We start from the raw sequence: 21,915 nt of genomic DNA on the forward strand, positions 1-21,915 counted from the left end.
GTTGTCCTACAGCCCTAATCGCCGGTCCAATTCGGCGGCGGCGTCGAGGCCGAGACGGCGGCGGATGAGCCAGCCGAGCGCCAGCGGCAGGCCGGAGGCGACGGCCACCGAGCCGGAGCCGACGGCGATGGTGCGCGCGTTGTCGGCGACGAGCAGCACGCCCGCGTCACCGGAGTCACCCGAATCCGCGGAATCCGCCGCATCATCACCGGCGACGCCGCCGTCCGCATCGTCGCCCGCGGCAGCCGTATCATCACCGGCATCACCGGAAACCGCACCCGCCGTTCCCGTGCCGTTCGTGCGCGCACCGGAACCAGTCGCACCGGACGCGGCCTTCCCCGTCACACCACTCACGCCGGAACCGCCGGAACCCGAACCACCCGAACCGCGCGCGCTCCCCGACGCCGCTCCCCCGGCGGCGCTCCCGGCGTCCGGACTCCCCTCCCCCGCGTCCACCTGATACGACGCGTCGTACTGCACGCTCACCGGCAGCGCGGGTTTCGCGAAATCGCGCGCGCTGTCGGACGTGTACCAGTACGCGGACTGGCCGGTTTTGAGCTGGAAGTCGACGAACGACTGCGGGAACGAGCCCCAGTAGGCGGCGTTCGCGTCGCTTTTCGCGGCCTGCGAACCGTGGTCGCCGCTCGCGTTCACCGCGATGCCGAGATAGTCGGGCGTCGCCGTGAACCCGTGGTCGTCGAGCGCCTTCGCGACGTCCACCGCGTTGCCGCCGGTGAAGTCGGCGAGGTGAATCTCCTGCGGTTCGAGCGTGAGCCACTTGCTCGCGTCGTTCATGTCGGCGCCGTAGCCGGAGGCGGTGGCGGTGAGCGCGCCGGTGCCGTCCGCGGCGAGCGTGAGCGTCGGATCGGTGACGGACCAGTAGGTCATGCCGCCGTAGTAGGCGACCGTCCACGAGCCTTTCCAGCTGATGGTCGTCGTGCCATCGGCCTTCACCATGCCGGTGCCGCCGCCGAGCACGACCTGCGTTTCGGTGTTGATCGACCGGCCGTCGGCGCGTTTGCCCATCGTCACGTTGTTGCCGTCACGGGTGAGGCATTTCGACGCCCAGGTCGCCTTGGTCCAGGTGCCGTTCGCGTCGGGTTTCTGGATGCTCACCTTCCCGTCGCTCGCCCGGTAGAGGCTTTCATCCCAGGTCTTCGAGCCGCCCGTATTCGCGGCGACTCCCGCGGAGAGGAAGTTGCAGCCGCCGTAGAACGCGGCCGAGTTGGTCTCGTCGTTCACGCCCCAGCGCAGCGTCACGTCGGCGAGTGTCGTGGCGTTCCCGGAGTCGCCGGAATCATCGCCATCACCGGAATCCCCGTTATCACCGGAACCGTCCGCACCGTCCACATTGTCAGCACCGCCCGCACTATCCGCACTGTCGGCGCCCACGGCGAACGCGGGCGCGACGACGGCTACCGAACCAGCGCACACGGTCAGCGCCACGGCGAATGCGCACAGCATCCTCAGCATCATGCGCCACACTCCCATCACGCGCCCTCCTGTGCCGTCACCGCGCCGGCCGCCACCTGACGGGTGAAGAACCCGCGGATGTCGGCCGCGCGACGTGCGACGGCACCCGACGTACCCGCGACCGCAGGCATCACCGTGGTCTCCCCCGTCGGCATCGCAAGCACCTGCGTCTCATCGCCGACGGCACCGATGCCGCCCGGCATCGTGGCGCGCGACGCCGCCATGCCCACGGCGCCACCCGCATCCACGCCCGTGCCCGCATCGGCCAGCAGGCCCTGCGCGGGACCGGCTTTCGCCTGTTCGCGCGCCAGCCGTTCGGCCTGCTTGCGGCGACGGCGCGCCGACTTGAGCTCCTCACGCGCGCGCACGGCCTCGGCGCGACGCTCACGCCGCGCCATCTCCTTCTCCAACGCGGCCGGCGAGACGCCGAGCAGCAGCGACTTCGCGGCGAGATATCCGCCCATGCCCGCCGCGAGCACGATCACGGCGACGCCGAGGATGACGCCCGCAGCAACGATCAGCGTTCCCGCGACGCCGAGCGTCGACGTGGCGATGGTTCCCATATCCGTTCCCTCCACTGCGGCGTCGGCGGCAATCGCGCCCGTGCCCGCATCCGTCTTCGATGTCGTCTTCTTCGATTGTGATCGCGGCGTGGCGGTCGTCGCGGCGGACTGTCCGCCCGAGGCGAAGGCATCGCCTCCCGCGGCACCCGCATCCGCCGACGAATCGGACGCCCCCGTCGCGCCCGCATCCTGCGCGGGCGAGGCGGACGCGCCGAACGTCAACGGCGTGAACGTCTCGTTGTTCGCGTTCGCGACGCCGTGCGCGCCGATCGTGATGATGCCGCACTGGACGGTCGTGCAGTCCACGTCGGACGGGTCGCCGTTGCGGTCGTAGCTCGTGAACCGCGCGCCCGGCACGGTGATCGTCGCGCTCCACGTGCCGTCGGACGAGATCGTGCCGCCATTCGCCGCGCTCGCCGTCGAACTGCCGGGGAACGCGACGAACACGTCGTAGCCGGCCGGATCGTTCTCGTCGTCCGGCACGTACTTGTAGCTTTCGCCGGTGACGCCGCCCTGCGACGGCTTCCACGTACCGCCGGACGGATCGTTCACCCATCCGAACAGCACGTAGATGCCGCCGAATCCGTTCTTCACGGACTGGAATCCGCTGCCAGACAACGCGACCGCCGTGTTCCCGTCCGAATTGAGCGTGCCGCCGTCCACGCTGACGGCGACGCTCGCGCCGGCGGCGTGCGCGGCAGGCACGCCGCCGAGCGTGACCGCCGTCGCGGCCGCGGCGAGCGCGAGCGCGGCGGACAGCGCGCATGCGGCCAGACGCGTCATCGTCCTCTTCACCATCATCGCGTCTCCTCCCCATGACCGGACATCTGACCGGACACATGATCGAACTGCGGCAGGTTCGCGCGTCCCTCGAGCGGGAACGCGCGGCGGCCGTACACGTGACGACTCACGGCCGGACGCTCCGGCAGGATCACGAGGCTCCCGTCGCCGCGGTGCAGCACCTCGATCGGACACTGGTACACGGCGGACAGTCGCGCGGACGTGAACACCTCATCGGGCGCGCCGAGCGCGGCGATCCGGCCGCGCTCCAGCAGCGCCACGCGATCCGACCATGCGGCCGCCGCGTCGAGCGCATGCACGATGACGACCACCGCGCAACCGGCTTCGGCGTAGTCGCGGCCCAGGCGCATCAGCATCTCCTGATGCTTCACGTCCATCGCGGCGGTCGGCTCGTCGAGCAGCAGGATCGGCGCGGCCTGCGCGAGCACGCGAGAGAACGCGGCGCGCCCGCGCTCGCCGCCGGACAGGGACGTGTAGACGCGTTCCGCGAGCGGCGTGGATTCGGTCATCGCCATCGCCGACGCGACGACCATGTCGTCATCCAGCTCGTCGGGCGTGCCCTCCCACGGCGAACGGCCCATGCGCACGATGTCGTCGACGGTGAACGGGAACGTGACGTCCACGTTCTGCGTGAGCACGGCCCGGCGCATCGCGAGCTCGGTCGCGTCCCACGCGGCGATCGGCTCGCCGAACAGGCTGATCGAGCCGGACGTGACCGGCACGTCGCCGGTGATTGCGCCCAGCATCGTGGATTTGCCGGCACCGTTGGGCCCGGCGATGGCGAGCAGTTCGCCGGCGCGGATGTCGAGGTCGATGCCGTCGAGGATTCGCCGGCCGTCGATCTCGACATCGACGCCGTCCAGTTCCAGCACGGTGTCGCCCGGCTGCGGCGGGACCGGCGGGCGATGCGTGCGGTTCGGGCTCAGGACGTTCATGGCCGTTAGTTTCATGCCCAACCTCCCGACTTGGAGCGGCTGCGGCGCAGCAGCCAGAAGAAGAACGGTCCGCCGACGAGCGAGGTGAGCATGCCGATCGGCAGGTCCGCGAACTGGATCGTGGTGCGCGCGGCGAAATCCGCGATGGTGAGCAGCAGCGCGCCGCCCAGCGCGGAGGCGGGCAGCAGCGCGCGATGCCCAGGACCGATGATGATGCGCAGCAGATGCGGCACGACGAGACCGACGAACGCGATGATGCCGCAGAACGCGACGGCCGACGAGACGAGCAGCGCGACGACGAGCATCGAGCAGAAGCGCAGACGCTCCACGTCGACGCCGAGATGGCGGGCCGGCTTCTCGCCGAGCGCGAGCAGGTCGAGACGATGCGCCATGAACTGCACGGCGATGACGCCGACCACGCACATCGGCGCGACGAGCGCGACCTGGTTCCAACGCGAACCGTTGAACGAACCCATCTGCCAAAACACAATCTGGTCACGGGCGGAGGTGGGCGCGGCGAACGTGCAGAACGAGATCAGCGCGCCGGCCACCGCGTTGACGGCCACGCCGGTGAGAATCAGCGTGACGACCTCGGTGCGGCCGTCACGGCGGGCGAGCAGGTAGACGGACAGGGTGGTGAACAGGCCGCACGCGAAGGCGAGCGCGGGCGTGGTGAGCGCGCCGAGGAAATCCCATCCCATGAGGATCGAGCAGCTCGCACCGACGGCCGCGCCGGAGGAGACGCCCACCGTGCCCGGCTCGGCGAGCGGGTTGCCGAACACGCCCTGCATGAGCGCGCCGGCCACGCCGAGCGCCGCGCCGACGACGATCGCCATGACGATGCGCGGGAAGCGCACGTTCCACAACGCTTCCTCGCCGAACGCGCGAGACGGGCCGTCGAGCCAGTGGAGGCCGACTTTGTTGAGCACGGAGCCGAGCACCTGGTCGAAGGGGATGATGAGCTGGCCGAGCGACGCGGAGACGACGGTCATGACGACGAGGCCCGCGGCGAGCACGATGAAGGTGAGGGCGGTCCTGCCGACGCGCGGGGTGCGGGCGGCGAGGCCGAGGTCGGCCGCGTTGGCGCGGATGCGCGAGTCACGTTCGGTCATGACTTGTTCTCCTCCTGCATCTCGTCGAGTCGTTTCTGGATGACTTCCGGCTCGTCGTCCGGCTGGTAGCTGTGTTCGGGCGCGTAGACGGCGGTGGCGAGCGCGGCCAGCACCTGCGCGGTCTGCGGACCGAAGCTCATGATCTCGTAGTCGCTCATGTCGACGATGCGCCGGTGCTGCCCAGCGGGCGTCTCCGCAATGCCGGGCAGGGCGAGCATGCCGTCGACGCCTCCCGCGGATTCGACGCCGAGGGTCATCGCGAGAATCACGTCCGGTTTCGCCTTGATGAGCGCCTCCGAGTTGGTGGGGGCCATGCCGTTGAAACCGACCTCCTCGGCCACGTCGACCGCGCCGATCGACTGGATGAGCGAATCCGCGCCGGAGCCTTCGCCGAACCAGTAGTAGATCGATTTGCCGCGCACGTAGAGGAACACGATGCGGGGGCGCCGCTTCTCGTCCGTGGGGACGAGGTTCTTGCCGATGTTCTGGATGGTCCGGCCGATCTCGCTGTTCGTGCGCTTGACGAGCTGTCTGCCGAGGCCGGACACGCCGAGCGCGTCGGCGACGGCCTGGATCTGCGCGCCCACGCCGGCGACGCCCTTCTCGCTTTCCAACGGCACGAACACGACCGGAATCCCGGATTGGCGCAACTGCAGCTGCACGTCGTACGGGCCGATCGACGTGTCGGTGATGATGACGGTCGGTTCCAGCGCGAGAATCGCCTCCGCGTTCAGGTCCATGCCGTTGACGGTCACCTTGGGCAGCTTGTCCATGCCGGACGAGCCGGTGGCCGTGTCGCGGCCGACCAGGTTGCAGCCGAAGCCGAGCGCGTACACGGCCGCGGCGAGACCGCCGTTCTGGTTGAGCGCGAGGATGCGCGTCGTGTCGGTCACGGTCTGTTCCGGCCCGTCCGCGCTTTCCACGGTGACGGGAAGATGCTGCTCCTCGAACGGCACGTTCGTGATCGGGATGATCTGGTCCGATCGCGTGTACGCGGTCGTAGGGCCGGTGATTTCGCGCGGATCGGTGAGCTGCGCCTGCGTGACGTCGGGCAGTTGCGGCGGATTCGGCTCGGTGGAGGCGGTCGGCACGTCGCAGCTGTCGAGGCTCGCCTCGGAAATCGTGCCGATGTTCGCGCATCCGCCGAACGCCAGCAGGCACACGGCCACGAAGGCCGCAGTCGCGATCGCATGTCCGCTGGGCATCGGTATTCCTTCCGGGAGTGACGGGGAGATGGGTGGTGGAGATGAGGGTGAGGGGCGGGATGCCCCCTCAGTCGGCTTCGCCGCCAGCTCCCCCACATGCGTGGGGGAGCAAGGATTTATTGGAGGCGGGTATCTCGCGCGTGCCAAGCTCCCCCACATGCGTGGGGGAGCAAAAACGGAATGCGCCTTCGGCACATGCCATCACTCTGCTCCCCCTGTCAGGGGGAGCTGTCGAGATCGACGGTCTTTTCGGGCCGGCCCTTTGCGCCCCCTTTAGGGGGAGCTGGCCGGCCGGAGGTCGGACTGAGGGGGTACTCGCGCCACCTATCAGGCGTTGCGGCGGCGCAGGATGGTCGCAGTGGCCGCGCAGGCGGCGAGGGCGATCATCACGGCGGTGAGCGCGGCGACGGAGGCACCGGTCGAGCTCAGCGTGGCGGAGCCGGCGGCGTTCGTCGTGCCGTTCGTCGTGGTGTTCGAGGTGCCGGTCGTGGTCGAACCGGTCGTGCCGGACTGCGTGGTACCGGTCGTGCCGGAGCCGGTGCCATCGGTGGAGTCGTTGCCGCCGTTGCCGCCGGTCGTGCCGTTACCGTCGGTGGTGCCGTTACCGCCGTTGCCGCCGGTCGTACCGTCGCCATCGGTGGAACCGGAACCGTTACCATCACCATCACCGGAACCATCACCATCACCGTCATCATCAATCGTGACCGGCGCGGAGGCCGGGGACGCGGCGGACGCGCCGATCGCGTTCTTCGCGACGACGGACGCCGTGTAGGCGACGCCCTTGGCGAGGCCGTCAAACGTGACGGACGTGGCGTCGGCGGCGACGTCCTGGGTCTTGACGTCGCCCGTGCCGCTGGCCGGGGTGAGCGTCACCGTGTAGCCGGTGATCGCGGAACCGTTGTCGGCCGGGGCGGTCCAGGTGACGGTGGCGCTGGTGCCGTTCGCGGCGAGCGTGGGCTGGGCCGGGGCCTCGGGAGCCTTCGGCTGGGCCTTGAGCGTGATCGCGGTGGCGGTGTCGAGGCGACGGTCGGTCAGGGACAGGCCGTGCGCGGCGGTCGTGCCGACCACGTAGGTCTTGCCGTATTCGAGCGAGCCGGCGGGCACGGTGACGGTGGCGGTGAACGCGCCGTCCTTGATGTCGGCGGCCTTGACCCACGCGGCCTTGACGAAGTCGTTCGGCGAGGCTGGGTTCTGGCCGGCGTTCCACTTGCTCGTGTCGGCGACGACGGCGTACGCGCCGTAGAAGGCGGCGCCACCGGTGAAACCGGTGCCCTTGACGGTGAACGTGTTCTCCACGGCCGTGTCGATGCCGTCGGTCGGTTCGACGGTGACGGCCGGCGTGGCGGTCGGATCGGCGTTCGGGGTGACCGCGTCGGAGGCCGGGGACGCGACGGACGCGCCTTCCGCGTTCTTCGCGACGACGGACGCCGTGTAGGAGACGTTCTGGGCGGTGAGCTTGCCGAACGTCGCGGTGGTGGCGCTCGCGTCAACGTCCTGGTTGACCGGGTCGCCGGTGGACGGGGTGAGGGTCACCGTGTAGCCGGTGATCGCGGAACCGCCATCGCTCGCCGGGGCAGTCCAATCGACCTTCACGCGGTACGGGTCGGCCATGGTGCCGGCGACGGTCACGGTCGGCTTGGCCGGCGCGTCCGGCACGGTGGCCTGCGGTTCCGGGGTCTTCGCCGTGTAGGCGACCTGGATCTCGGCGGGTGCCTTGCGCTGGTCGGCGGCACCGCCGGAGGCGTACCAGTACGGGCCGGAGCCGGTCTTGGTCACGAAGTCGAGGAACGGCTTCGGCCAGCTCTTGAACATCGTGCCCTGGCCGTCCACGTCGGTCTCGTTGAAGTCGGGGGTGACGACGGTGCCGTCGTCCTTCACGTCGACGTTCGAAAGCGTGGCGATCTCCACGTCCTGCTCCTCGTCGAGCACGGCAAACTTGCTCGTGTCGTTCATGTCGGTGCCCCAGCCGCCGAGCGTGGCGGTGAGCTTGCCGGAACCGTTCGTCACGGTGAGCTTGAGGTCCTTCGCGTACCACTGGTTGAGGCCGGAGTAGTAGACGACGGTGAACGCGCCGTCCCACGAGATCTCGGCGTCGTCGTTCGCGGCATCAATCGTGCCGACGCCCTTGGTGAGCTTGACGCGGTTACCGCTGCCCTCGCCGGTCGCGGAATAGGCGGCGGGCAGGTCCTTGCCGTCCGGCGTGGTCTTGAGACCGGCCCAGGTGGCGGCCTTGTACGTGCCGTCCGCCTGCTTCTTCTCGATGGACACGTTGCCGTCCGTCTGCTTCCACTCGTTCTCCTCGACGGAGTCGTCGGCCGAGGTCTTGTCGACGATGCCGGCGGACAGGAAGTTGAACGTGCCCGGCGCGTAGGCGCGCCAGTTCGATTCCTTGTTGAGGCTCCACGTGAGCGTGGCGTCGCTGGTGGTCTTCTGCGTGCCCTGTGCGGCGTCGGCGGCGTATGCGGCCGGCGCGACGAGTCCGGAGCCGAGCGCGGCGACGGCCGCGAACGCGGCGATTACGGCACGTGCGGCATTCGCGGCGATTGCGCGGTGGGATGATGCGGTCATCCTGGGTTCCTTTCGTTCCTTCGTTCCCTTGCGGAGGTTCGCTTGCGGAGGTTCGCGGATTCCGCCCCTGATTCCCTGGAGTCGCTGGCAGGCGGCCGCGAAAGCATTTCGCAATCTACGAAGGATTCTTTGGGAAGAACAGTCTTGTGTCCACGGGATTCCGCCGCTATTCGCACGCGCGCGATGGCAGATTCCCGCCCCGAAATCAATAGGTGTGATAAACCTCACATTCGCCGGTTCGCCTCGGACTTCCCGCCGGCGGGGAGTCCCGCGAAGCGGGTGGGACGGTCGTTCCCCGTCACGCCCGCGGGTGCCGTTAGGGTGGAGGCATGACTGACACGATTGTGGTATCGACGGATGGCTCCGCGCTCGGCAATCCGAACGGACCGATGGGCTGGGCGTGGGCCGACCACGCGAAGGACGCGGGCGACGGCGGCGAACCGGGGCATGAGCACGACTCACGCGGCTACGATGCGGGCGGCGCCACGAACGGCACCAACCAGATCGGCGAGCTGTGCGCCGTGTTGGAGGCGCTGCGCACGCATCCGGGACCGCAGAAGCTCATCATCGAATCGGATTCGCAATACGCGATCAACTGCTCGACGAAATGGGTCAAAGGCTGGAAACGCAACGGCTGGAAGAACTCGCAGAAGAAGCCGGTCAAGAACCGCGAACTCATTCAGGCGATCGACGAGGCGATCTCGCAACGCCCCGGTCCCGTCGAATTCAAATGGGTGAAGGGGCACGCGGGCAACGCGGGCAACGAACTCGTCGACGAACTCGCGCGCACGTACGCCGGCGACTGCCGGTCGGGCGCGCGCGACGGCTATCTACCGATCGAGGGGTGGCGCTCGCTACTGAACTCGGAATACTCGCGCGGAACCGACGTGCCGCCGGACGTCCAGCTCGTGCTGGACGGCAAGGCGGACGCGGCGAGCCTGCGCAAGCACGCGGCCGGCGACGCGACGGCGACGGGGCGTGGCGGGGCCGGCACGGCCGCCGCGCCGTCGCGCGCACGTCGCGACGCGACGGCCGGCTCTCGGGCGACGACGCGGGCGGAATCACGGAAGAGTCTCGCGGATCTGCTCGCCGAACCGGAAGGCGTGCCGGACGATCTCGGCGGCGCGGGCGGCGACGCGTCTGACGTAGCGCCGGACGCCCCCCGTACGACGCGCGACGCTACGCCGGACGCGACGGAAACGCGCGGCGCGACAGCGGAACGCACCACCGCGCATGCCACCGCGCAACCCGCACAGTCCGCGCAACCCGCACAGTCCGCGCAACCCGCACAGTCCGCGCAACCCGCACAGTCCGCACAGTCCGCACAGTCCGCGCCGCGACTCGCGCCGAGCGGGCTGAAGGTGTCGGGGGCGGTGCGCTTCTCGCCCGCACCGAAGACGAGCCCGTTCTACGACGGCACGGCGATGCACGTGCACGGGTACATCGCAGTGGACGGATTCGTGGACGGCGACGGCAATCTCACGATTGCGAACGCGGATTTCCTGCGCAACTGAACACTTCGCGAACACGAGCGCACACAGCCGCGCACAATCTTCCACCCGCGTTAGGATGGAAACGACTTTTCACATGGAAGGAAAGGATTCACATCATGGATAAGGCACAGCAGGACGCCCTCAAGAAGGCCGCCGGCATCGAGGCCGCCAAGCTCATCGAGAACGGCATGATCGCGGGCCTGGGCACCGGCTCCACCGTCAAGTTCCTCGTCGACGAGCTCGGCCGCCGCGTGCAGGAGGAAGGCCTCCAGTTCACCGGCGTGACCACCTCCCGCCGCACGCAGGCGCAGGCCGAGAGCTACGGCATCAAGATCGTCGACATCGACGACGTGGACCACATCGACGTGACCATCGACGGCGCGGACGAGGTCGACAAGAACTTCAACGGCATCAAGGGCGGCGGCGCGGCCCTCCTGTGGGAGAAGATCGTGGCCACCAACTCCGACAAGATCGTGTGGATCGTCGACGAATCCAAGGTCGTCGACACGATCGGCAAGTTCCCGCTGCCGGTCGAGGTGATCCCGTTCGGTGCCGGCCACGTGATCAAGAAGTTCGAGGCCAAGGGCTACAAGCCGGTCCTGCGTCTCGACGCCGAAGGCAAGGAGGTCCGCACCGACGAGAACAACTACGTCGTGGACCTGCACCTGGAGAAGATCGAGCACCCGTTCGAGCTGGCCGAGGACCTCATCAACACGGTGGGCGTCGTCGAGCACGGCCTGTTCCTCAACATGGTCGACAAGGTGATCGTCGGCGATCCGAACGGCCCGCGCGTCCTCACCAACGGCAACAAGTGAGATAGTTCGACCGACGTCGGACCGAGTCGGCCTCACTTTTCTCGGCTCCCCTTGACAGGGGAGCTGTCGGCGAAGCCGACTGAGGGGTAGACCACAGTTCGCCCTGGCCCGTCACGCTCCCCTCCCGATTCGTCACGGTTCACTCCGGAGCTGTCCACGTTTTCCCGTGGAAAATCCCGGAGTGAACCGTGATATCACCGGAACGACCATTACGTCCTCCCCTCCGACCCCGCAAAACAAACGAAGACCCCCGCGAACCTTCCGGTCCGCGGGGGTCTTCTCATGCCTTGATGCAGGTAAGACTACTTGCGCTGGTGGCGGGTCTTACGCAGCAGTTTGCGGTGCTTCTTCTTGCTCATCCGCTTGCGGCGCTTCTTGATGACGGAACCCATCTGAAGCCTCCAATCCGATTAATCGTAAAAGTTGCAACTCGCACGAGTATACACGTTCTCGCGGACTACGCCACCCGTGCGTCGCAGCGTCGCAACATCACAGCGGGAACTTCTCGTAGAACCGCTGGATCGAAGCCTTCGTGCCGGTGGCCTGGAACACGACCGTGTCGTTGCGCCACAGGGCGGTGGCCTTCTTCGCATCGTCCTTGTCGGTCTTCACCACGTAGTCGCCGGTGGTGTCGCCCTGCACCTTCACCGAGCCCGAGGCGATCGACTTGCCGTCCAGCGCCTTGGCGAGCGCGTCGTACTGGGTCTTCGCCGGGTCGGACGTGCTCCATTGGGCGACGATGAGCGTCACGTCGGCGGCCTTCTTGCCGGTCGAATAGGTGAGCGTGTACTCTTCGAGCGGCGTGGCGGAGTTCCACGTGGTCGAGGCGTCCGCCTTGGTGCGCGCGAAGTTGAGCACGCTGTCCGGCATGGCCTTGAGCAGTTCGGTCGCATTGTCCGGCAGGGCCGTGGCCTTGATGCTCGGCGTGGTCGGTTCCGCGGTCTGCTGCGTGCCGTTCTGTTCGCCGGCGGCGTTCTTGTTGAGAGCCCAGCCGGGCCAGACGAAGGCGGACAGCAGTGCGAGGATGACGACGAGCGCCGCGGCGATGATGACGGCGATCAGTTTGCCGTGGCCGTGTTGCGAGGAACTACGAGTATTCGACATGATTCCGATTGTGGCACAGCCTTGTGACGCTGCGGAAGGCGCGGAACGCCGGGGATGGGAGACGGGATGCCGGCGCGACACACCGGGAGCGGAAGGAAAACGGTACGTATGCACCGATTCGCGGATCGCGTGCGTATCGTCGAGGCATGGCGAAGACGAATGTGCAGTACCTGTGCTCGGAATGTGGCTGGACGGGCACGAAATGGTATGGGAAATGCCCCGAATGTGGCCAGTGGGGCACGGTGGACGAGTTCCACGAGGCCCGGCCGGCGGCCGCGCGGCGCAGCGGCGGCTCGGGTGCGGCCGGCGGTGCCGGCGTGGGTCGCGGCGCGGCGGGCGGCGGGCGCGTCGGGCATACGCAGGCCTCGGTGGTGGCGGAATCGGCGGCGGTGCCGATCACCGAGGTCGGCACGGACGACGTCACGCGCATCCCGACGGGATTCTCCGAGTTCGACCGGGTGCTGGGCGGCGGCATCGTGCCGGGGTCGGTGGTGCTGATCGCCGGCGAGCCGGGCATCGGCAAGTCGACGCTGCTGTTGGAGACGGCGGGTAACATCGCGCGCGCCCATGCGGCGGCGGGCGGCAAGGTGCTGTACATGTCGGGCGAGGAGTCGCAGGGGCAGGTGCGTCTACGCGCGACGCGTATCGACGCGGTGGAGCCGAACCTGCTGCTCGCCGCCACCACCGATCTGGGCACGGTACTGGGTCTGATCGAGCGTGAGCGGCCGACGTTGGCGATCGTCGATTCGGCGCAGACGATCGTCTCGCAGGACGTGGATGGCATTTCGGGCGGTTCCACGCAGGTGCGCGAGGTGGCGAGCGCGCTGATCGACGTGGCGAAGACGCTGGACGTGCCGGTGCTGCTGGTCGGCCATGTCACGAAGGACGGTTCGATCGCTGGTCCGCGCACGTTGGAGCATCTGGTGGATGTGGTGTGCCAGTTCGAGGGCGACAGCGAGACGGCGCTGCGCATGCTGCGCGCGGTGAAGAACCGTTTCGGCCCGACGGACGAGGTGGGCTGCTTCGACATGAGCGGCGAAGGCATCGAGGAGGTGACCGATCCGGCCGGGTTGTTCCTGTCGGGCGGCGGCGATTCGGGCGACGGTACTGACGGAGATGGCGGCGCAGGCGATGACGCCCCTTCCCCAGTGGAGGGCACGTGCGTGACGTTCACGTTGGATGGCCACCGGTCGTTGCCGATCGAGATCCAGTCGCTGGTCACGAATTCGGTGCTGCCGACGCCGCGCCGCGCGGTGAACGGCGTGGATTCGAACCGCATCGCGATGCTCGTGGCCGTGCTGTACCGGCATGGTCACGTGAACCTGCTGCAGAACGACCTGTATATCTCGACGATCGCGGGCGGACTCGCGAAGGAACCGGCGTGCGATTTGGCGATCGTGGCCGCGTTGGCGAGCGCGGCGAAGCATGCGCCAATCCCCCGCACCACGTGTGCGATCGGCGAGATCTCCCTAACCGGTCAGGTGCGTCCGGCGCCGCGATTGGAATACCGCCTGCGCGAGGCGGCTCGTCTGGGCTTCACGACGGCCGTGGTGCCGCGCATGCGCAAACGCGTCGAGATCCCCGGCCTCACCATAGTCCAGGTCGCCACCCTCAAATCCGCCTTGGGGGTCCTGCTATGACCGTCATCAATGCCGAAACCCTCGTCGAGGAGTATGGAGAATGGCTGGCACGTGAATCCTCCTTCCGCATGCTCGGCGATTGGCAGGAAATCACGCTGCCGTTCCTCGACCGTTCTAACGACGACCTGTGTTTCTACGCCAAGACCGATGGCCCTTCCATCAGTTTCACCGATGACGGCTATACGCTCGAGGCGTTCCATCAGAACGGCATCACACTCACCGAAACACGACGAGGGCGTGTGGAACGCATCGCCCGCAAATACGGTGCCCGCATCGAATCGAACGGCAGCGTCACTCTGTCCTCAGACGAGGGGCGCGCCGACGCGTTGAACCGGTATGTTCAGGCCTTGAACGGCATCGGTGCCGTCATGGAGGCGTCCCAGCGTCGTGTCTCCGAGTATTTCGCCGAGGATGTCGCCACTGAACTCACCGATTGCGGGGTGTACTACACGGAGAACGTGCAGGTGCGTGGCATATCCGGTTACGATGTGAATTTCGATTTTCTGTTCCAGCGTAGTGCCAATCACCCCACACGGTTCTGTCAGGCTCCCAACCGATTGGATAAGACCACCATGCAGAGCATCATGTTCGGTTGGAACGACACCGTAGGAGACCCGCAACGGCAGGATTCCAAACTCATCGTCATCGGTGACGACCGGAACGGCGATTTACGGGATGGGGCCGTACAGGCGTTCCGTAACTACGGGGTGAGTGTCATCGCCTATTCGGAGCTACGGAAACGAGCCCCCATCGAGCTGGCGGCATAGGCGTATGCCCTATGCCGCCTGCGCGAACCTGCGAGCGTGTCAGGCGGTGAGGCGCTTGGTCTCTTCGACGTTGCGGGCGAGTTCGGCCTTCAGGGCGTCGACGCCGTCGAACTTGACCTGCGGGCGCAGGAAGCCGGCGAATTCGACGCGCACCTTGTGGCCGTAGAGTTCCAGCCAGTCGTCGGTGATCGCGTACGCTTCGACCACACGCTCGTTGAGGCCGGTCTTCTCGCTGAACGTGGGCTTCGTGCCGATGGAGATGGCGGCGGGCCAGCGCTTGTCGCCATCCACGAGCCAGCCGGCGTACACGCCGTCGACCGGCAGGTAGCCGATCACGTCGTCGCCGAGGTTCGCGGTCGGGAAGCCGATGGTGCGGCCGCGCTCCTCGCCGTGCACGACCTCGCCGACCACGCTGTGCAGGCGGCCGAGGATCGCGTTCGCATCCTTGATGCGGCCGTGGCCGAGCAGGTAGCGCACGTTCGTGGAGCTCCACGCGCGCGCCAGCTTCGCCTGATGCTTCTTGCTCCACGCGCGGCGTTCCGCCTTGGTCGCGTTCGCGAACGGGTCGGCCGGCTCGCCCCATTCGGCGGGCATTTCCGGCTTCCAGTCGCGCGGGATGCGCACGTCGCCGGGGCCGCGGTCGTCGACCACATCGAGTTCGAACACGCCGGCGCCGGCGGCCAGGTTCGAGATGGCCTTCACGTCGCCCTTGCGGCCCGCGCCCATCGCCGCGTCGGAGCCGAGCACGAGCGTACGCATACCGATTTTGCCGACCAGTCGGCCGAGGAAGAAGATGTACGATTTCGCGGCGAACGCGAGCGTGTAGCGCACGACAAGCACGTGTTCGACGCCCGCCTGCTCCAGATAGGCGAGACGGTCGTCCACGCCGCTCAGCGCGTTCGCGTCGATGACGTCCGCACCCGGCTCCTCGCCGTCGTGCGCGGCGGCCCAGCCGTGCACGAACGCGGGACGCGGGTCGAACAGGATGACGATGGAGAACGCGTCATGCTTGCGCGCGAGTTCGACCACGCGGTCGACCACGGCCTGATGCCCCCGGTGCATGCCGTCGAACGCGCCGACCGTGACGACCGATCGCTTGTCGTTGTCGAAGGACGGCCACTCGACGTCGCCGGTCTCGTCAGGGGTCAGATAGGTGATGTCCATTGCGCTCCTCATACTCGTCGCCGCGGTGATGACCGCCGTGATGCCCACGGCGCCGCCCGCGGCGCTATCCGCGACCGATCGCGGCCCGATTTCGCCGCGACCACTCTAGCAAACGCCGACGAAGTGGCCTCACGGCAGGCTCCGCGGCGCCACATGGCGCAGTCGTTCATCCTCCAAACGACTTCGCCCAACCCGCCCTAGATTTGTCCCCCCCCCGCACGTTTCGATATCATCGGAAACGAAACGAAGCTGCGCGCTTTCGTGTTCGAAGTCAATGACGACGCCGGTGCGGGTCATCATCGGGAGACAATCGCTAAGGGGAATCGATGGACTGGATCGTAAAATCGTCGGCATTGATCATGACGATGCTGTTGCTCTGCACGGGGTGCGGGCAGAGCGGCGCAGCCGGCGACGGGCTGACTGCAGAAGACATTTACGGTCAGAACGGCGGATCGTCGTCACAGTCGCAGTCCGGAGGCAAATCCAGCAGCGAATCCGACGGCGCGAACGACGATGCCAACGACACCGGTACCGGCCAGACCGCCGACCTCAAAACCGGATCGCCGTTCGACCAGTACTTCCTGCAGGGCGACAAGAAGGACACGGTGAATCAGGCCCTTGTGATGATGAACACCGCATGCATGGCGGAACGCGGCTATCGTTACGAAGACACGGGTGGCATGGAGGCCGCGACCGACGATCCCGAGGCGATGTACGCGCCGCAGTGGGGCCCGCTGACCGCCGCATGGGCGCGCAAGTACGGCTACGCCCCGCAATACGACAAGCTCTACAAGTCCACCAAGAACACACAGAAGAACACACAGAAGAACACACAGAAGAACACGAACACGCAACAGTCCCCGAACGGCACCTCCCTCAAAGGCCCTTCCTCCTCCGGCTATGTCAAGGCGCTGGCGAATCCGGACGGCACCGGCTGCGACAATCAGAACACCACCGCCCTGGGATACAACGACGAATGGTTCGCCCAAATCGGCACCTACGACACGGCCCGGCGCAACGCCGATGAGAACGCCCTGCAGGATTCCCGCGTGACCAAGGCGATCGGCGACTGGAAGACGTGCATGGACGGCAAAGGCTACGAATACAACGACCCGCGCGACATCGTCAAGCACTACACGAACGGCGCATCCGGAAACGGTTCGGCAGGCGGCGGCACGCACACCGTCACCGACGAGGAACGGAACATCGCCGTCGCCGATGCCGGCTGCAAGGCATCCAGCGGTCTGATGCGCACTGTGACCGACGTGACCTATGAGTACGAGTCGCAGGCCGTGCGTGACAACCAGGCGACGATGGACACCATCAAGCGCCTGTCGGATGCCATGTTCCTCAAGGCACAGGAGGAACTCGCCAAAGGTGACGGACAGTGAGCGTCACTCCCAAGAGCGGCAAACGCCGCATCGTCGAGCGTCTGCGCCGCCACTGGCTGGTATTGGTCGCCGCGATCTCCGTGGTCGCGGCGATCGTCGGCTTCGTGGCGGGCATGGCCATCAAATCGCCGCAGGATATCGCCGCGCATTCCGCCGCACCCACGCCATCGATCATTTCCGCGAAGGTGGAGCGGAAAGTGGTCAGCGACGTCATCGCCGTCCAAGGCACCGTCGAAGCCGAAAACACGGTTTCCGTCACCGGTTCCGGGCAGGGAGCGGCGACGAACGGAACCGGCGCCGTCGCATCGGGCACCGGCGCAGGCGCGCCCGACACCAATACGAACTCATCCGGCGATACCTCCTCCACCCAGCAGACCCCAAGCGCACCCGCCGCCACCGGTTCCCCGATCGTCACCGCACTGCCGCTCGCCAAAGGCGCGGCGGTCAACGACGGCACGATCGTGGCGGAGGTCTCCGGCCGACCGGTGTTCGCGTTCCGTGGTGCGCTGCCGGCCTGGCGCGATATGAAACCCGGTATGAAAGGCCCCGACGTCATACAGTTGCAGACCGGACTGACCGCGCTGGGACTGTTGGACGGCAGCGGCATCACTGGCTATTACGGTCCACTCACCAAGGCGGCGGTCGCACGGCTGTACGCCGATAACGGCTATGACGCGACGCAGGCCGACGGCGGCACCGGCGCCGACGACGAGTCGCTTCGGCAGGCGCGCGCCGCCGTGCGCGCAGCCGAAGCGGCGGCGTCCGGCGGCGACGCCACGTCACAGCAGGATCTCGCCGATGCCGAGGCCTCGCTGGAGGCGGTAGAGGCGCGTTCCGGCACGACGATGCCGCGCGCCGAAATCGTGTTCGTCCCGAACATGCCGGCGACGGTCGCCGACGTCACGTCACAAGTCGGCGGCGACGCGTCCGGCACGGTGCTGACGCTCGCCTCGTCCGCGCTGGTGGTGCACGCCACGTTGGATTCCGCGCAGACGGACGGACTCGTGCCGGGTACGAGCGCCATCGTGGAGACCGGGACGGGCGATGGATTGCCGTGCAAGGTCGGCGGCATCGTCCACACGGACGCGACGATCGTCACCGTGAACTGCGACCAGCCGCTTGACGCCGCGCTGTCGGGACGACAGGTGACGGTGCGTCTGACACGCGCCACCACGGGTGACGCCGTGCTCGCCGTGCCGATCGGCGCGCTCACCACCGCGACGGATGGCGGCGACGCGGTCATCAAGGTCACGGGCGGCGGGAGCGGCGAGGAGGATAAGCTCGCGCGCGTGCCGGTGAAGGTCGGTGTGCAGGCGAACGGGTACGTGCAGGTCACGCCGACGCATGCGAAGGACCTGCGCGCAGGCGACCGCGTGGCGGTAGGCGGACGATGACGGGAGCAGTGACGCCGATGGATGATACGAGAGTCCTGCCGGAACCGGTCATCGAACTCGAACACGTCGACCGGGAGTATGGCGGCGCGGTGCCCGTCCACGCGCTACGCGACGTGACCCTGACAATCCACGAGGGCGAGTTCGCGGCGATTGTCGGCGAATCGGGATCCGGCAAATCGACGCTGTTGAACATCATCGGCCTGTTGGACGCGCCCACGCGGGGCGTCTACCGGTTCGAGGGGCGTGACGTGAGTGCGATGGACGCCGCGGAATCGGCGTATCTGCGCGCCTCACGCATCGGATTCATCTTCCAGGCGTTCCATCTCATCGCCGCTCGCAGCGTGCTGGACAATGTCGCGATGGCGGGACTGTACGGCGGCGTGCCGCGCGACGTGCGACGCAGTCGCGCGTTGGAATCGTTGGAACGTGTGGGATTGGGGAGCAAGGCGCAGTCGTTGCCCCGCGATCTGTCCGGCGGCGAGCAGCAGCGCGTCGCGATCGCGCGCGCGATCTGCGGCAGACCGCGGCTGATTCTATGCGACGAGCCGACCGGCAATCTCGATTCCAAACGCGCCGAGTCGATCATGCGTCTGTTCGCGCAGCTGCATGACGACGGCATGACGGTGGTGATGGTGACGCACAACGAGCGGCAGACGCGGTTCGCCGACCGTGTGTTCCGTACGGAGGACGGCGTGGTTCGGGAAGAGCGGTGCGCATCATGAGGCCATGGTTCAAGTCGAGTTCCGCGTCGCGGGCGAAATCACGCGCGACATCGCGTATCACGATGTCCGATTTCATCTACGAAGTGGTGTCATCACTGTCCGGACGCCCGTCGCGCACACTGATGACGCTGGTCGGTACCGTGCTGGGTATCGCGGCGTTCATCGGCATCATCGGGCTGACGCAAAGCGCGAATGGCCAGATCAGTGAAGGCTTCGACGAGCTGGAGGCGACCACCGTGCACATCACGGACAAGCCGGGTGCCGGAGACGGTGATAACGCAGCCGGGGATAGCGAGACCGGCGACACAGCCGGCTTGGTGCCGGGCTTGGGATTTCCGCTGGATTCCGGCAAACGCATGGAACGGCTCAATGGCGTCGAATCGGCGACGCTGTTCTGGCGCGTATCGACCGGTTCGGGGGATGACGGCAGTCCGGCGGCGATACGCACATCACCGGCGTCGGCCATGGCGGCGGATGGTTCCAGTGGGCGGTCCTCGTTCCCCGTGTACGCCGCGGATACGGGGATCTTCGGCATCGGGGCCGGCATGAAGTCCGGCGTACCGTTCGACGCGGCGCATGTCCGGCATCGTTCACATGTGATCGTGCTGGGCACGAAGGCCGCACAGGCGCTTGGTATGGACGGCGATCCGACGACGCCGCGGTCCGTCTATATCGGCGACGAACCGTACACGGTGATCGGTGTCATGCGCGCGGTACCGGAGATTCCGCAACTGTCGACCGCAGGCGTCATTCCCGTCAGCACGGCGATCGGCATGTACGGCGCTCCCTCCGCGGATTCTCCGGCGGAGATGATGGTGCACACGCAACTGGGCGCGGCGCAACTCATCTCACGTCAGGCACCGTATGCGTTGCGGCCGGACGCCCCCGACCGATTCGTCGTGGATGCGCCACCGGACTGGTCGAAAGCGACCGGCGGCGTGAAATCATCGATGTCCGGCCTGTTGCTGGGATTGGCGGCGATGGCGCTGCTCATCGGATGCGTGGGCATCGCGAACGCGACGTTGACATCGATCTACGAGCGTATCCCGGAGATCGGATTGCGCCGGGCGTTGGGCGCACGTCCCGCCCATATCGCCGCCCAGGTGCTGGGCGAGACCGCGGTGCTCGGCGGCATCGGCGGTCTGCTCGGCATGAATCTCGGTTTGGCGGCGGTACTCGTCGTATGCGTGGCGCAATCATGGACGGCCGTCATCGACCCGCTGCTGCTCGCATTGGGTCCCGCGCTCGGCATACTGACAGGCGTGCTCGCGGGTCTCTATCCCGCGTGGAAGGCGTCGCGCATCAGCCCGGTCGCCGCGTTGCAGCATCTGTGACGGACGACGTGGCGGACGGCATTCGGCCGCCACGCTGTCCGTCGTCTCCCGCCGCTCACGCCGCCGGGAAGACGACGGCGGGCTTGGCCTGGGTGCGGTTGGCGCGTTCGATGATGGCGGCCACGTCGGCGGGGGCGATGGCACCGGCCGCGTCATCGCGCGTTTCTGCCACGATGGCGGCGTAGTGGACGCCTTTCTCCAGTTCGCGGTCGATGCGGCGGCCGAATCGCAGTTCACGCGCCTCGTCGGCGGTGATGGCGACGACCGGCATCGCGCCGCGCGCCGCGTCGGCCATGCCGACGGCACGCGCGCGCAGCCAGTCGCCGCGCGCGTCGCCGGACAGTCCGGCGGGCGTATCGAGCACGCAACGGTTGCGCGTGACGGTCTCGCCGTCGCGGTTCGTGAACGTCTTCGGCTCGGCGTGCGCGGCGATCACCTGCATCGCAGCGGGCGCGGTTTCGCCGGTTCCGGTCGTATCATCGCCGATTCCGGCGTCCGTGACGGCCGGGAGGACGGTCACCTGCGCGAGACCGGAATGGTCGTCGGACAGCGCGAACCGGCCGACGCGCGTGCGGCGCAGGCGGGTGAGGTACCCGCCGACGCCGAGCGCCTCACCGAGGTCGCGGGCGAGCGCGCGAATGTACGTGCCGGACGAGCAGCTCACACGCACGTCCACGTCGATGACGGGGACGACGGCTTCCGTCTGTTCGACTTCGGAGCCGCCCTCGGGACCACCCTCAGTCGGCTGCGCCGACAGCTCCCGCCAGCGGGAGCGGGACGTGGAGTCAGTTTGCAGCGGGGAAGTGGGGTCGCTTGTGCTTGCGACGCCTTCGCGTGTGGCGAGCACGGCGAACTCGGCGATGTGGACGGGACGCGCCTTCAGGGCGACGTCCTTGCCGGCGCGCGCGAGATCGTAGGCGCGTTGACCGTCGATCTTGATCGCGGAGAACGTGTTCGGAATCTGTTCGATGTCGCCGGTGAACCGTTCGGCGATCGTCGATGCGATGACGGCGCGGAGACGGGCGGCGTTCGTGGCGTCGTCATCCGACGCGTCCGGACGACCACCCTCAGTCGGCTGCGCCGACAGCTCCCGCCAGCGGGAGCGCAGGGAGGCGGTGTCGGGCGGGATGATGTCGCCTTCGGCGTCGTCGGTGGTGGTGGCGAGGCCGAGGCGGATCGTCGCCTCATACGTCTTGTCGTGTTCGACGATGTACTGCAGGAGGCGCGTGGCGCGGCCGAACCCGATGACCAGCATGCCGGTGGCCATCGGGTCGAGCGTGCCGGCGTGCCCGACCTTCTTCGTGTGCAGCGCGGCGCGCACGGCCGCGACCGCGTCGAAGCTGGTCACGCCCTTCGGCTTGTCGACGATCAGCAGGCCGTCGGCGCATGTGGTGGTGGTCATCGGCATTCTGGGCACCTCCGCAGGTCTCGTTC

Annotated in this window: 18 protein-coding genes; 8 read left to right on the forward strand and 10 right to left on the reverse strand. The window is 67.6% G+C overall.

Features of this window, described 5'->3' with window-relative positions; translation table 11 throughout:
• Positions 1-6 precede the first annotated feature (6 nt).
• The 6 genes from AC1AYX_RS07275 to AC1AYX_RS07300 all read right to left on the reverse strand — a co-directional run bounded on the left by AC1AYX_RS07275 (position 7) and on the right by AC1AYX_RS07300 (position 8,657).
• Complete coding sequence (locus AC1AYX_RS07275) at positions 7-1,476, reverse strand: hypothetical protein (RefSeq protein WP_476502880.1); 1,470 nt, start codon at positions 1,474-1,476, stop codon at positions 7-9.
• Positions 1,477-1,490: 14 nt separating this feature from the next.
• Positions 1,491-2,837, reverse strand: coding sequence for a hypothetical protein (locus AC1AYX_RS07280; protein WP_476502881.1), 1,347 nt, complete (start codon positions 2,835-2,837; stop codon positions 1,491-1,493).
• Positions 2,834-3,772 carry a heme ABC transporter ATP-binding protein gene (locus tag AC1AYX_RS07285; RefSeq protein WP_476502882.1) on the reverse strand — a complete coding sequence of 313 codons (939 nt, stop codon included), beginning with the start codon at positions 3,770-3,772 and terminating at the stop codon, positions 2,834-2,836. The genes AC1AYX_RS07280 and AC1AYX_RS07285 overlap by 4 nt, the downstream gene beginning before the upstream one ends.
• Before the next feature lie 11 nt (positions 3,773-3,783).
• The gene (locus tag AC1AYX_RS07290; RefSeq protein ID WP_476502883.1) at positions 3,784-4,884 is read right to left on the reverse strand and encodes a FecCD family ABC transporter permease; all 1,101 of its coding nucleotides are present in this window, start codon (positions 4,882-4,884) and stop codon (positions 3,784-3,786) included.
• Positions 4,881-6,089: a heme/hemin ABC transporter substrate-binding protein gene (locus AC1AYX_RS07295; RefSeq protein WP_476502884.1), complete on the reverse strand. Its 1,209-nt coding sequence runs from the start codon at positions 6,087-6,089 to the stop codon at positions 4,881-4,883. Before AC1AYX_RS07295 ends, AC1AYX_RS07290 begins: the two co-directional genes overlap by 4 nt.
• A gap of 327 nt (positions 6,090-6,416) precedes the next feature.
• A complete protein-coding gene (locus AC1AYX_RS07300; protein WP_476502885.1) occupies positions 6,417-8,657 on the reverse strand; it encodes a fibronectin type III domain-containing protein in 2,241 nt (746 codons plus the stop codon).
• A gap of 389 nt (positions 8,658-9,046) precedes the next feature.
• On the opposite strand from AC1AYX_RS07300, the gene AC1AYX_RS07305 reads away from it, so the two are divergent.
• Together AC1AYX_RS07305 and rpiA are read left to right on the forward strand one after the other, a co-directional pair.
• The gene (locus AC1AYX_RS07305; RefSeq protein WP_476502941.1) at positions 9,047-10,171 is read left to right on the forward strand and encodes a ribonuclease H family protein; all 1,125 of its coding nucleotides are present in this window, start codon (positions 9,047-9,049) and stop codon (positions 10,169-10,171) included.
• Between the two features lie 95 nt (positions 10,172-10,266).
• Positions 10,267-10,965, forward strand: coding sequence for a ribose-5-phosphate isomerase RpiA (rpiA, locus tag AC1AYX_RS07310; RefSeq protein ID WP_034527071.1), 699 nt, complete (start codon positions 10,267-10,269; stop codon positions 10,963-10,965).
• Positions 10,966-11,267: 302 nt separating this feature from the next.
• Here rpiA and AC1AYX_RS07315 read toward each other — a convergent pair whose 3' ends face one another.
• On the reverse strand, positions 11,268-11,357 hold the full coding sequence (locus tag AC1AYX_RS07315; protein ID WP_004268639.1) for a 30S ribosomal protein bS22: 90 nt from the start codon (positions 11,355-11,357) through the stop codon (positions 11,268-11,270).
• Positions 11,358-11,454: 97 nt separating this feature from the next.
• Positions 11,455-12,069 (reverse strand): hypothetical protein, encoded by a 615-nt coding sequence (locus AC1AYX_RS07320; protein WP_476502886.1) that lies wholly within the window; start codon positions 12,067-12,069, stop codon positions 11,455-11,457.
• Positions 12,070-12,215: 146 nt separating this feature from the next.
• On the opposite strand from AC1AYX_RS07320, the gene radA reads away from it, so the two are divergent.
• Complete coding sequence (gene radA / locus AC1AYX_RS07325; protein WP_476502887.1) at positions 12,216-13,709, forward strand: DNA repair protein RadA; 1,494 nt, start codon at positions 12,216-12,218, stop codon at positions 13,707-13,709.
• Positions 13,706-14,476 (forward strand): DUF1829 domain-containing protein, encoded by a 771-nt coding sequence (locus tag AC1AYX_RS07330; RefSeq protein ID WP_476502888.1) that lies wholly within the window; start codon positions 13,706-13,708, stop codon positions 14,474-14,476. Before radA ends, AC1AYX_RS07330 begins: the two co-directional genes overlap by 4 nt.
• Positions 14,477-14,515: 39 nt before the next feature.
• On the opposite strand, the gene ribF is transcribed toward AC1AYX_RS07330, so the two are convergent.
• On the reverse strand, positions 14,516-15,640 hold the full coding sequence (gene ribF / locus AC1AYX_RS07335; protein ID WP_476502889.1) for a bifunctional riboflavin kinase/FMN adenylyltransferase: 1,125 nt from the start codon (positions 15,638-15,640) through the stop codon (positions 14,516-14,518).
• 326 nt (positions 15,641-15,966) lie between these two features.
• On the opposite strand from ribF, the gene AC1AYX_RS07340 reads away from it, so the two are divergent.
• The 4 genes from AC1AYX_RS07340 (at position 15,967) to AC1AYX_RS07355 (ending at position 20,481) form a co-directional block, all read left to right on the forward strand.
• Complete coding sequence (locus AC1AYX_RS07340) at positions 15,967-17,031, forward strand: hypothetical protein (RefSeq protein WP_476502890.1); 1,065 nt, start codon at positions 15,967-15,969, stop codon at positions 17,029-17,031.
• On the forward strand, positions 17,028-18,425 hold the full coding sequence (locus AC1AYX_RS07345) for a peptidoglycan-binding protein (RefSeq protein ID WP_476502891.1): 1,398 nt from the start codon (positions 17,028-17,030) through the stop codon (positions 18,423-18,425). The genes AC1AYX_RS07340 and AC1AYX_RS07345 overlap by 4 nt, the downstream gene beginning before the upstream one ends.
• On the forward strand, positions 18,422-19,147 hold the full coding sequence (locus tag AC1AYX_RS07350) for an ABC transporter ATP-binding protein (RefSeq protein WP_476502892.1): 726 nt from the start codon (positions 18,422-18,424) through the stop codon (positions 19,145-19,147). The genes AC1AYX_RS07345 and AC1AYX_RS07350 overlap by 4 nt, the downstream gene beginning before the upstream one ends.
• 62 nt (positions 19,148-19,209) lie before the next feature.
• Complete coding sequence (locus AC1AYX_RS07355) at positions 19,210-20,481, forward strand: ABC transporter permease (protein ID WP_476502893.1); 1,272 nt, start codon at positions 19,210-19,212, stop codon at positions 20,479-20,481.
• A 55-nt stretch (positions 20,482-20,536) separates the two neighbouring features.
• Here the strand turns inward: AC1AYX_RS07355 and AC1AYX_RS07360 are convergent, their stop codons facing one another.
• The gene (locus tag AC1AYX_RS07360) at positions 20,537-21,883 is read right to left on the reverse strand and encodes a tRNA pseudouridine synthase B (RefSeq protein ID WP_476502894.1); all 1,347 of its coding nucleotides are present in this window, start codon (positions 21,881-21,883) and stop codon (positions 20,537-20,539) included.
• Between the last annotated feature and the right edge of the window lie 32 nt (positions 21,884-21,915).

The organism is Bifidobacterium sp. LH_419 (assembly GCF_056356955.1).

Coding starts and splice junctions, on each gene's coding strand:
- AC1AYX_RS07275 (WP_476502880.1), bottom strand. CDS start 1,476: ATGATGCTGAGGATGCTGTGCGCATTCGCCGTGGCGCTGACCGTGTGC.
- AC1AYX_RS07280 (WP_476502881.1), bottom strand. CDS start 2,837: ATGATGGTGAAGAGGACGATGACGCGTCTGGCCGCATGCGCGCTGTCC.
- AC1AYX_RS07285 (WP_476502882.1), bottom strand. CDS start 3,772: ATGAACGTCCTGAGCCCGAACCGCACGCATCGCCCGCCGGTCCCGCCG.
- AC1AYX_RS07290 (WP_476502883.1), bottom strand. CDS start 4,884: ATGACCGAACGTGACTCGCGCATCCGCGCCAACGCGGCCGACCTCGGC.
- AC1AYX_RS07295 (WP_476502884.1), bottom strand. CDS start 6,089: ATGCCCAGCGGACATGCGATCGCGACTGCGGCCTTCGTGGCCGTGTGC.
- AC1AYX_RS07300 (WP_476502885.1), bottom strand. CDS start 8,657: ATGACCGCATCATCCCACCGCGCAATCGCCGCGAATGCCGCACGTGCC.
- AC1AYX_RS07305 (WP_476502941.1), top strand. CDS start 9,047: ATGGGCTGGGCGTGGGCCGACCACGCGAAGGACGCGGGCGACGGCGGC.
- rpiA (WP_034527071.1), top strand. CDS start 10,267: ATGGATAAGGCACAGCAGGACGCCCTCAAGAAGGCCGCCGGCATCGAG.
- AC1AYX_RS07315 (WP_004268639.1), bottom strand. CDS start 11,357: ATGGGTTCCGTCATCAAGAAGCGCCGCAAGCGGATGAGCAAGAAGAAG.
- AC1AYX_RS07320 (WP_476502886.1), bottom strand. CDS start 12,069: ATGTCGAATACTCGTAGTTCCTCGCAACACGGCCACGGCAAACTGATC.
- radA (WP_476502887.1), top strand. CDS start 12,216: ATGGCGAAGACGAATGTGCAGTACCTGTGCTCGGAATGTGGCTGGACG.
- AC1AYX_RS07330 (WP_476502888.1), top strand. CDS start 13,706: ATGACCGTCATCAATGCCGAAACCCTCGTCGAGGAGTATGGAGAATGG.
- ribF (WP_476502889.1), bottom strand. CDS start 15,640: ATGGACATCACCTATCTGACCCCTGACGAGACCGGCGACGTCGAGTGG.
- AC1AYX_RS07340 (WP_476502890.1), top strand. CDS start 15,967: ATGGACTGGATCGTAAAATCGTCGGCATTGATCATGACGATGCTGTTG.
- AC1AYX_RS07350 (WP_476502892.1), top strand. CDS start 18,422: ATGACGGGAGCAGTGACGCCGATGGATGATACGAGAGTCCTGCCGGAA.
- AC1AYX_RS07355 (WP_476502893.1), top strand. CDS start 19,210: ATGTCCGATTTCATCTACGAAGTGGTGTCATCACTGTCCGGACGCCCG.
- AC1AYX_RS07360 (WP_476502894.1), bottom strand. CDS start 21,883: ATGACCACCACCACATGCGCCGACGGCCTGCTGATCGTCGACAAGCCG.